Below are 7,621 nucleotides of genomic sequence, written 5' to 3'. Positions count from 1 at the left end.
GACCGACGCGGATCGACAACGCCGCCGAGAGCCCGGCCGGCAACATGTACATGATGGCCGTGAAATTGAGCGCCGACTGGTGCGCCGCGATCACGGTCGGCCCCATCGAGCCGATCAGCAAGGCCACCCCGGTGAAAGCCGCCACCTCGGCCAGCGCCGAGCCGCCCATGGGCAGGCCGATACGCAACAAGCGCAGCAAGCTCGCCCGACGTGGCCCGGTCCAGCCGCGAAACAGCCGATAGGCGCGATAAGGCGCGGCCCACGCCACATGCGCCGCCATCAGCACGAAGCTGATCCACATGCCGATGCCGCTGGCCCAGCCGCACCCCGCGCCCCCCAGCACGGGCACCCCGCCCCAACCAAAAATGAAGCCCGCGTTGAGCAGCGCGTTGACCCCCAGGCCCAGCAGCCCCAGCACCATCGCGGGCACCGGGCGGCTGATGCTGGCCGAGTAGAACTCGAGCGCCGAGAACATCAGGCCCGCCGGCAGGCCGAACGCCGCGCCTTGCAAGAAGACCACCGTGCGCCCCGCCAGCGCGGCGTCCACATCGAAAGCGGCCAGCAGGTCGGGCGCCCAGGGCAGCGCCAGCGCCGGCAGCGCGCCGAGCAGCAACGCCAGCCACAAACCCTGCTGGGTGTCGGCGACGATGGCCGGGCCATCTTGCGCGCCAAAGTGATGGGCCACCACCGGGCTCACTGCCTGCACCACGGCCACCAGCGCCACCACCAGCGGCAACCAGATCGCCGCCCCCAAGCCGACCACGGCCTGCTCGAAGGCACCAGCGCGGCCGGCCATCACGGTGTCGATGAAGCCCATCAGCACCGATGCGAGGTGAGACACGATGATGGGCAGCGCGAGCCGCAGAAGTTTGGCGGCCTCGTCCCCGAAACGATTCAAGCGAGCGGGCACGCAAGCGCCTCGATGGAGCACGGACGCGGCCTCACGCGGCCGGGCTGTCTTCGGCCTCGGCGGGCGCCTTGGTGTGCTTGATGAAGACCTGCGCCGCGACGATGCCCACTTCGTAGAGCAGACCCATCGGCACCAGCAACGACACCATCGAGACCGCATCGGGCGGCGTTGCCAAGCCAGCGACCGCCGCGGCGGCCACCCAGAAGTAACGTCGCCAATCGCGCAACTGGTCGATACGCACCACGCCCAACCGGGCCAGGATCACCACCGCCACGGGCACCTCGAACGCCAGCCCGAAGGCCAGGAACATGGTCAGCACGAAATCAAGGTAGGCCTCAATGTCGGGGGTCACCGAAACCGAGGCCGGCGCCATGGCCTGGATCGCCGGGAAGGCCCGGCCGAAAACGAAGAAGTAGCAAAACGCCACCCCCACGTAAAACAGCACGGTGCTGGCCACGACCAGGGGCATGACCAGCCGCTTCTCGTGCTTGTAGAGCCCGGGCGCCACAAAGGCCCAGACCTGGTACAGCACCCAGGGCAGCGCAACGCCCAGCGCCGCCAGCGCGGTCACCTTGATCGGGATCAGGAAGGGCGTCACCACGCCCACTGCAATCATCTTCGAGCCTGCCGGCAGGGCTTGCACCAGCGGCTGCGCCAGCAGGTCGTACATGCGCTTGGGGCCGGGCCAGATCGCCAGGATGGCGAAGATCGCGCCCACGCCATAGACGCTCTTGATCAGGCGGTCGCGCAGCTCGATCAAATGGGCGACGAAAGGCTGCTCGGTATCTTGCAGGTCGTCTTGCGGATTCGGGGAAGATGAATTCTGCACAGAGCGCTCACGGACGCGGGCTGCGATTCAAGCCGCCCGGACGAAACCGCGCCACCCGCGCTGCGCCGGACTGCGCCTTGGCGCGCACGCCATGCTGCTGCTTGTACCAATGGGGCAAGGCGGCGCGCTTGATGCGCCAGTTTTTCTTGGGGTGACGGTAGACCGGGAAGGTCTCGGTGGCGGCAAGGTCTTGGGACGCCCCCGCAGCATCGTGCCAGCCCGACTGCACGGCCGAGTTGACCTCGGCCACCGTGGCGTCCATCGATTGCTGCATCTCGTGCATCCCGGTCTCGAAGGCCTGCTTGGTTCGCTTGAGCTCCTCGAGCTCCATCGAGCGGTTGACCTCGGCCTTCACGTCGGCCACGTAGCGCTGCGCGCGCCCCAGCAGCGTGCCGGCCGTGCGGGCGACGCGCGGCAAGCGCTCAGGGCCGATCACCACCAGCGCGAGGCCGCCGATGATCATCAATTTGGTGAAGCCGATATCCAGCATGGTCGTGTCCGGGCGAACCGCGCAGGCCGGGCCCCGTCAAGTACCCGGTCTGCACGCTCAAGGCGCTTGGAGCGGCGCAACGCGCCGATCAGCGTTGGCTCAGCTCTTGGTCTTGGCTTCGACGTCGATGGTGGTGGCGTCGGCCAGCTTCTCGGTCGTCACCTTCTGTTGCGCAGGCGCCGGTTGGGCGGCCGCTTGTTCGCCGTCCTTCATGCCATCTTTGAAGCCCTTGACGGCCGAGCCGAGATCGGAGCCGATGTTCTTGAGCTTCTTGGTACCGAAGATCAGCACGATGATGACGAGAAAAATGATCAGATGCGTGGTGGATGGCATGAAACACCTCCAGAGAAAGAACAGGTTGGATTCTATTTCGCAGCGTGCGTTCGCCGGGCTGCATTGCGACGCGACAGCGTCATCATGATGCTCGCCCGCCCGATCGACAGCCGCACATCAAATGGCCATGCCCTTCCAGGGGCGCGGGCCGCCCAGCACGTGCACATGCAGGTGGTAGACCTCCTGCCCGCCGTCCGGCCCGTTGTTCACCACCACCCGGAAGCCGTTGGTGGCGCCGTGCTCCTGGGCCAGCTTGGGGGCCAGCAGCAGCATCTTGCCCAGCAGGGCCTGGTGCGCGGCAGTCGCATCCGCGAGCGTCGGCACGTGTTCGCGCGGCACGATCAGCAGGTGCACCGGGGCGGCAGGGCGAATGTCGTGGAACGCGATCACGTCCTCGTCTTCATAGACCTTGCGGCTGGGGATCTCGCCAGCGGCAATCTTGCAAAAGATGCAGTTCGGGTCGTGGCTCATGGTCGAGGCTTCAGGTTGATAAACAAGTCAGGGCGCGGTGCGCCGGGCGAACTCTTCCAGGCCAGACAAGCCCTCGCGGCGCATCAGCTCGGCCAGCACGTCGGCCGGTGTCAGGCCGAACTGCGACAGCGCGATCATCGAGTGGAACCACAAATCGGCCACCTCGTAGACGATCTTGGCGGGGTCGCCGTCCTTGGCCGCCATCACGGTTTCAGTGGCCTCTTCGCCCACTTTCTTGAGGATGGCATCGGTGCCCTTGTGGAACAGGCGGGCCACGTAGCTCTTGTCGGGGTCGCCGCCCTTGCGGGACTCGATCACCTCGGCCAGACGCGCCAGCACGTCTTGCGAAGTCAGGTTTGGTTTGGCGGATTCAGACATCTTGGGGCGACCTTGGATACGCGACTCGTTATTTGTAGATGCTGCCCGGGTCTTTCAAGACCGGATCGACCGCACGCCACTCGTCACCATCGAGCTGCTGGAAAAAGCAGGCGTGGCGCCCCGTGTGGCAGGCGATGCCGGGCGTGTGGCCCAGCTGTTCGACCTTGAGCAGGATCACGTCGTTGTCGCAGTCGAGCCGGATGTCGAGCACCTTCTGCGTGTGGCCCGACTCCTCGCCCTTGTGCCACAGCTTGTTGCGCGAGCGGCTGAAGTACACGGCTTCGCGGATCTCGGCGGTGCGCGCCAGCGCCTCGCGGTTCATCCACGCAAACATCAACACGTCGCCGGTGCTCGCCTCTTGGGCAATGACGGGCACCAGGCCTTGGGCGTCCCACCGGACAGCATCGAGCCAGTTCATCCCGGCAGTGTAGCAACCGCCCTCTGCGCGCTTCTTGACAGCCACGCGCGCCGCATCGGGCCAGGGCGACAATGCGCGCATGAATCCGCCATCCCGCGCTTCATCCGCCACCTCGCCCCCCCTGCCCGTCGCCTTGTCCATGGGAGACGCCTGCGGCATCGGCCCGGAAATCATCGCGCAAGCCTGCCGCGCGGGCGCGTTGCCGGGCGCCTTCGTCGTCGGCGACGTGGCCGTGATGCGCCGCGCGGCCCGCCTGACTGATCGCTCCGGCCCTGGTGGTTGCGCCCACGCGCTGCCCGTCATCCAGATCGACTCGCCCGCCGAGGTCGCCGCCCTGCCACCCCGCACCCTGCCGGTGCTGCAGGCCGACGGTTTGCCGCCCGACCTGCTGGAGGCGCCGCTGGGGCAGGTCGACCGCCGCGCCGGCCTGGCCGCCGCCGCGTGCATCCGCCAGGCCGCCGCGCTGGCGCGGCGTGGCGTCGCAGCGGCGCTGGTGACCGCGCCGATCCACAAGGAAGCGTTGGCCGCCGCCGGCGAGCCCTACCCCGGGCACACCGAGCTGTTGCAAGCGCTGGCGGGTGGTGCGCCGGTGCGGATGATGCTGGCCAACGACGAGCTGAAAACCGTGCTGGTGACCATCCACGTGGCGCTGCGCCGGGCCATCGAGGGCGTGACCTTCGACAACGTGCTGGCCACCATCCGCATCGCTCATCACAGCGCGCGGCAGTGGGGCGTGGAACGCCCGCGTATTGGCGTGGCCGGGCTCAACCCGCATGCCGGTGAAGGCGGGTTGTTCGGTGACGAAGAACTGCGCATCATCGGCCCGGCCGTGGCGGCGGCCCAGGCCGAAGGCATCGATGCCCGCGGCCCGTTCGCGCCCGACACCATCTTCATGCGGGCGCGGCACGCCGCCGATCACCCCGGCGAATTCGACATCGTCGTGGCCATGTACCACGACCAGGGGCTGATCCCGGTGAAGTATCTCGGGGTGGAGCGCGGCGTGAACGTCACGCTCGGGCTGCCGTTCATTCGCACCAGCCCGGACCACGGCACCGCCTTCGACCTCGCCGGCACTGGCCGCGCCGACCCGGCCAGCCTGATCGCCGCCTTCGAGATGGCCCACCGGCTGGCGGCCGGCGCGCGATAGTTCACCCGGCCGTCAGACCGTCGCCTTGGCCGTGGTGTTGCCGCCCGACCCACCGCCCAGCGCGGCCAGTTGCTTGCGGGCCCGCGCGGTGGCGCGCTCGATCAGCTCGGCGTTTTCGTAGGCACGGAAGCGTCGGCTGTCGCACAGCTTGTTGAGTGTGCGCGAGGTCACCGTGATGGTCTGCTTGTACATGCGACCGTAGGTGAAGATGAAGAAGGTCCGCCCCGGACTGACCCAGCTCAGGCGCACCTTCTTCCACGAGTCGTTGAGGTACATCTGGTAAGCCACGCCCGGCTGGATGTGGTTGATGAGCTGCGGCCCGGCCACCGGCGGGGCCGGCGTGTCGAGGTTGATATCGACTTCGGCCAGCGCATCGGGGGCCGTGTCGCCCGCCTCGGCAGCACCCAGATCGATGTCAACCGAGCCGTCCCAGTCGATGGCCGCCTCTTCCACGAACCCGGCGCTGCGGGCTTCCGTGCTGGACAGCTGCACGACGCCCGCCGACTCGTCGCCCAGCAGCATGGGGCCGGTGTCCTTGGCCACCTCGTCGCGGCTCGGGATGCCGACCTTGTCAATCTGATCAAGCTGGAACTTGAGCTGCCGCTGCGCGAAGTCGGTCAACGGCGAGGCCTTGAGCGAAGCGGCATGCGCCGGCAGCAGCTTGGCGAAGAACTCTTTTTTGGCCTCCTCGGGCCAGCGGATCAAGTTCAGGCCCTCGTTGAGGTCCTTCATCAGGCCCGGCAACTTGAGCAGGAATTCCTTGCGCAACTGCGGCGCGCCCTTGGGCTGCACGCTCTGCACCAGATCGCGCCCGGTGCGCTTCATGCGCTGCGCCATCTCGGAGTCCGCTCCCTCCCGAGACGACACCAGCACCTGCACCTGGCTCCACACCTGGGCGAGGAAGTCCTGCAAGAACTCCTCCAGCCCCAACGAGGCCAGCTGCGCCTGCAGGGCACGCATGTAGCGCTGCTGCACGCGCAAGTCGGCTTCCTTGCCGCCCAGCAGGGCCGACACCTCGGCGTGCTCGGCCGCTGCCAGCGCGGTCTGGTCGCGAATGAACGCTTCGAGCTCCGACAGCTTCTGCTCGTAGAGCTCCATCTGGTCGAAGTCGCCCTCGACGATCTGCTGCACCAGCGCGTTGACGCGGGTCAGGCACTCTTGGCCGGCGCCCGCTTCAAAATCGTCGAAGCTGGCCGCCAGCGTGGCAATGCGGTTCACGAAACGCCGCACCGGATGCTTGCGCGTGCTGAAGAAACCCATGTCCTTCAGCGCCACCCGCAGCACAGGCAGCTGCAGCCGCGCGATCTCGCGCGCCATCTGCGGCGGCACCTTGGGGTCGGACAAGACCTGATCGAACAGCGCCGCCACGATGTCGATCACCATGTGATCGAGCGTGCCGGTCGAGGCGCGCACCAGTTCGTCGCGATGAGCCCGGATCATGTTGACGGCCATGAGGCCGCCCACCTCCATCGCTCCGACCTGGGCTGTGTCGCCTGCCAGCATGCCCGGCGCCGTGCCGACCCACTCGCCTGCCGCGCCCGAACCGACCGCGCCAGTCGCTCCCGCCTGCATGCTGGCGAAGGCCAGCCGCTTGATCACATCGACCAACGGGCCCTGGTTGCCCCCTCCTCCCGCAGCCATGCCCGCCAATTGCGGGAAGCCTCCCGGCCCGGTCGCCGAGAACGTGCCCGGCACCGTCGCAGCGCCGCCGTCGCCCCCGATGCCCGTCGGCATGCTCACGCCAAACATTGCGCTCAGGGCGCGCGCCACCTGCGTGTCGTCTTGTTGCTGAGCCGGCCTGGGTGCGTTCGGCTCGCGCGCCGGCTCGCCCGGGGCCCGCAAGCCACCCGCGTCCCGCTGCAAGTCGCCGCTGCGGCTGTCCGACGCGTTGCGCACCGCCAGCCCCATGGGCTGCACGCCGCGCTGGCGAATGTCGTCGATCACGGCCTGATACACGCCGCGCATGTCCTGCCCCAGCGTACGCCCCAGCTCCTTGGCCAGCATCTTGCGAGCATCGGCGTCTTCGGATGCCACCTCGATGGCGCGGAACAGCGCCTTGCCGATGTTCTGAGGGCGCAAGGGGTTGCGATCCTGGTCGGCGGCGCGCAAACCTTGCAGCGACCCCATGTAGCCGATCAGGTCGCGCAGCTCCCATTCGCACCCTTGGCCGAGCTCCTGCCCCAACCGCTCGGCCGACACCAGTTGCTCGACCTCGCTGTCATCCACCAGGCTCAACGAAGCCCAATCGGTCATCTCGGAACTGCCCCCACGGGTCGAAGTGACCTTGGGCTGCATGTCCTGCATGACCTTCTCGAGCAACACGCGAGAGAAGGTCTGGTTGAACGTTGCCAGCTTGGCACGCAGATCAAACTGCGCCGCCATCATGGTCTGTCGAACAGAGTTGTTGGAAGCCGACATCGACGCCAGCCCCAATGCTTCGACGACCTTGCTCGCCGCAGCCTGCGCAGCCGACTGGATACGGCTGACGGCTGCCAACAAAACAGGCTCAAGTCGATGGTCAATCACAGGCTACAGACTGAATATTGGTGCGCCCACACCGCAGAATGCGGCGAGCGACCGCCAACATGGCGGTTGTGAAGTATCCCCTCATTCCCGAGCCGTACGCATGGCAATACCGCACGGCT

The 7,621-nt window shown here is 67.5% G+C and carries 9 protein-coding genes; 1 reads left to right on the top strand and 8 read right to left on the bottom strand.

What is annotated here, in order from left to right; translation table 11 throughout:
• The 7 genes from ACE3SS_RS14125 to hisI all read right to left on the bottom strand — a co-directional run.
• The coding region (locus tag ACE3SS_RS14125; RefSeq protein ID WP_374595015.1) for an MATE family efflux transporter at window positions 1–910 on the bottom strand (910 nt) is incomplete at its 3' end.
• Between the two features lie 31 nt (window positions 911–941).
• A complete protein-coding gene (tatC, locus tag ACE3SS_RS14120; protein ID WP_374595013.1) occupies window positions 942–1,739 on the bottom strand; it encodes a twin-arginine translocase subunit TatC in 798 nt (265 codons plus the stop codon).
• Between the two features lie 7 nt (window positions 1,740–1,746).
• The gene (gene tatB / locus ACE3SS_RS14115) at window positions 1,747–2,229 is read right to left on the bottom strand and encodes a Sec-independent protein translocase protein TatB (RefSeq protein ID WP_374595011.1); all 483 of its coding nucleotides are present in this window, start codon (window positions 2,227–2,229) and stop codon (window positions 1,747–1,749) included.
• 99 nt (window positions 2,230–2,328) lie between these two features.
• Window positions 2,329–2,562: a Sec-independent protein translocase subunit TatA gene (gene tatA, locus ACE3SS_RS14110; protein WP_374595009.1), complete on the bottom strand. Its 234-nt coding sequence runs from the start codon at window positions 2,560–2,562 to the stop codon at window positions 2,329–2,331.
• Window positions 2,563–2,679: 117 nt separating this feature from the next.
• Window positions 2,680–3,033, bottom strand: a complete 354-nt coding sequence (locus ACE3SS_RS14105) for a histidine triad nucleotide-binding protein (RefSeq protein ID WP_374595007.1) — start codon at window positions 3,031–3,033, stop codon at window positions 2,680–2,682.
• A 27-nt stretch (window positions 3,034–3,060) separates the two neighbouring features.
• The gene (locus ACE3SS_RS14100; protein ID WP_374595005.1) at window positions 3,061–3,411 is read right to left on the bottom strand and encodes a phosphoribosyl-ATP diphosphatase; all 351 of its coding nucleotides are present in this window, start codon (window positions 3,409–3,411) and stop codon (window positions 3,061–3,063) included.
• Between the two features lie 28 nt (window positions 3,412–3,439).
• Window positions 3,440–3,829, bottom strand: a complete 390-nt coding sequence (gene hisI / locus ACE3SS_RS14095; protein WP_374595017.1) for a phosphoribosyl-AMP cyclohydrolase — start codon at window positions 3,827–3,829, stop codon at window positions 3,440–3,442.
• A 79-nt stretch (window positions 3,830–3,908) separates the two neighbouring features.
• Here hisI and pdxA point away from each other — a divergent pair, with 79 nt between their 5' ends.
• Window positions 3,909–4,976 carry a 4-hydroxythreonine-4-phosphate dehydrogenase PdxA gene (pdxA, locus tag ACE3SS_RS14090; RefSeq protein ID WP_374595003.1) on the top strand — a complete coding sequence of 356 codons (1,068 nt, stop codon included), beginning with the start codon at window positions 3,909–3,911 and terminating at the stop codon, window positions 4,974–4,976.
• Between the two features lie 12 nt (window positions 4,977–4,988).
• Here the strand turns inward: pdxA and ACE3SS_RS14085 are convergent, their stop codons facing one another.
• Window positions 4,989–7,475, bottom strand: coding sequence for a DUF1631 family protein (locus ACE3SS_RS14085; protein WP_374595001.1), 2,487 nt, complete (start codon window positions 7,473–7,475; stop codon window positions 4,989–4,991).
• Window positions 7,476–7,621: the final 146 nt, after the last annotated feature.

Origin of the sequence: Aquabacterium sp. (assembly GCF_041915145.1) — a bacterium.
In the GTDB taxonomy this organism is placed as follows: domain Bacteria; phylum Pseudomonadota; class Gammaproteobacteria; order Burkholderiales; family Burkholderiaceae_C; genus Aquabacterium.
This window is presented reverse-complemented; position numbering and strand designations above follow the sequence as displayed.

Excerpts from the sequence above, each read along its gene's own strand:
- tatB (WP_374595011.1), bottom strand. The coding sequence starts at position 2,229 with ATGCTGGATATCGGCTTCACCAAATTGATGATCATCGGCGGCCTCGCG.
- tatA (WP_374595009.1), bottom strand. The coding sequence starts at position 2,562 with ATGCCATCCACCACGCATCTGATCATTTTTCTCGTCATCATCGTGCTG.
- ACE3SS_RS14105 (WP_374595007.1), bottom strand. The coding sequence starts at position 3,033 with ATGAGCCACGACCCGAACTGCATCTTTTGCAAGATTGCCGCTGGCGAG.
- ACE3SS_RS14100 (WP_374595005.1), bottom strand. The coding sequence starts at position 3,411 with ATGTCTGAATCCGCCAAACCAAACCTGACTTCGCAAGACGTGCTGGCG.
- hisI (WP_374595017.1), bottom strand. The coding sequence starts at position 3,829 with ATGAACTGGCTCGATGCTGTCCGGTGGGACGCCCAAGGCCTGGTGCCC.
- pdxA (WP_374595003.1), top strand. The coding sequence starts at position 3,909 with ATGAATCCGCCATCCCGCGCTTCATCCGCCACCTCGCCCCCCCTGCCC.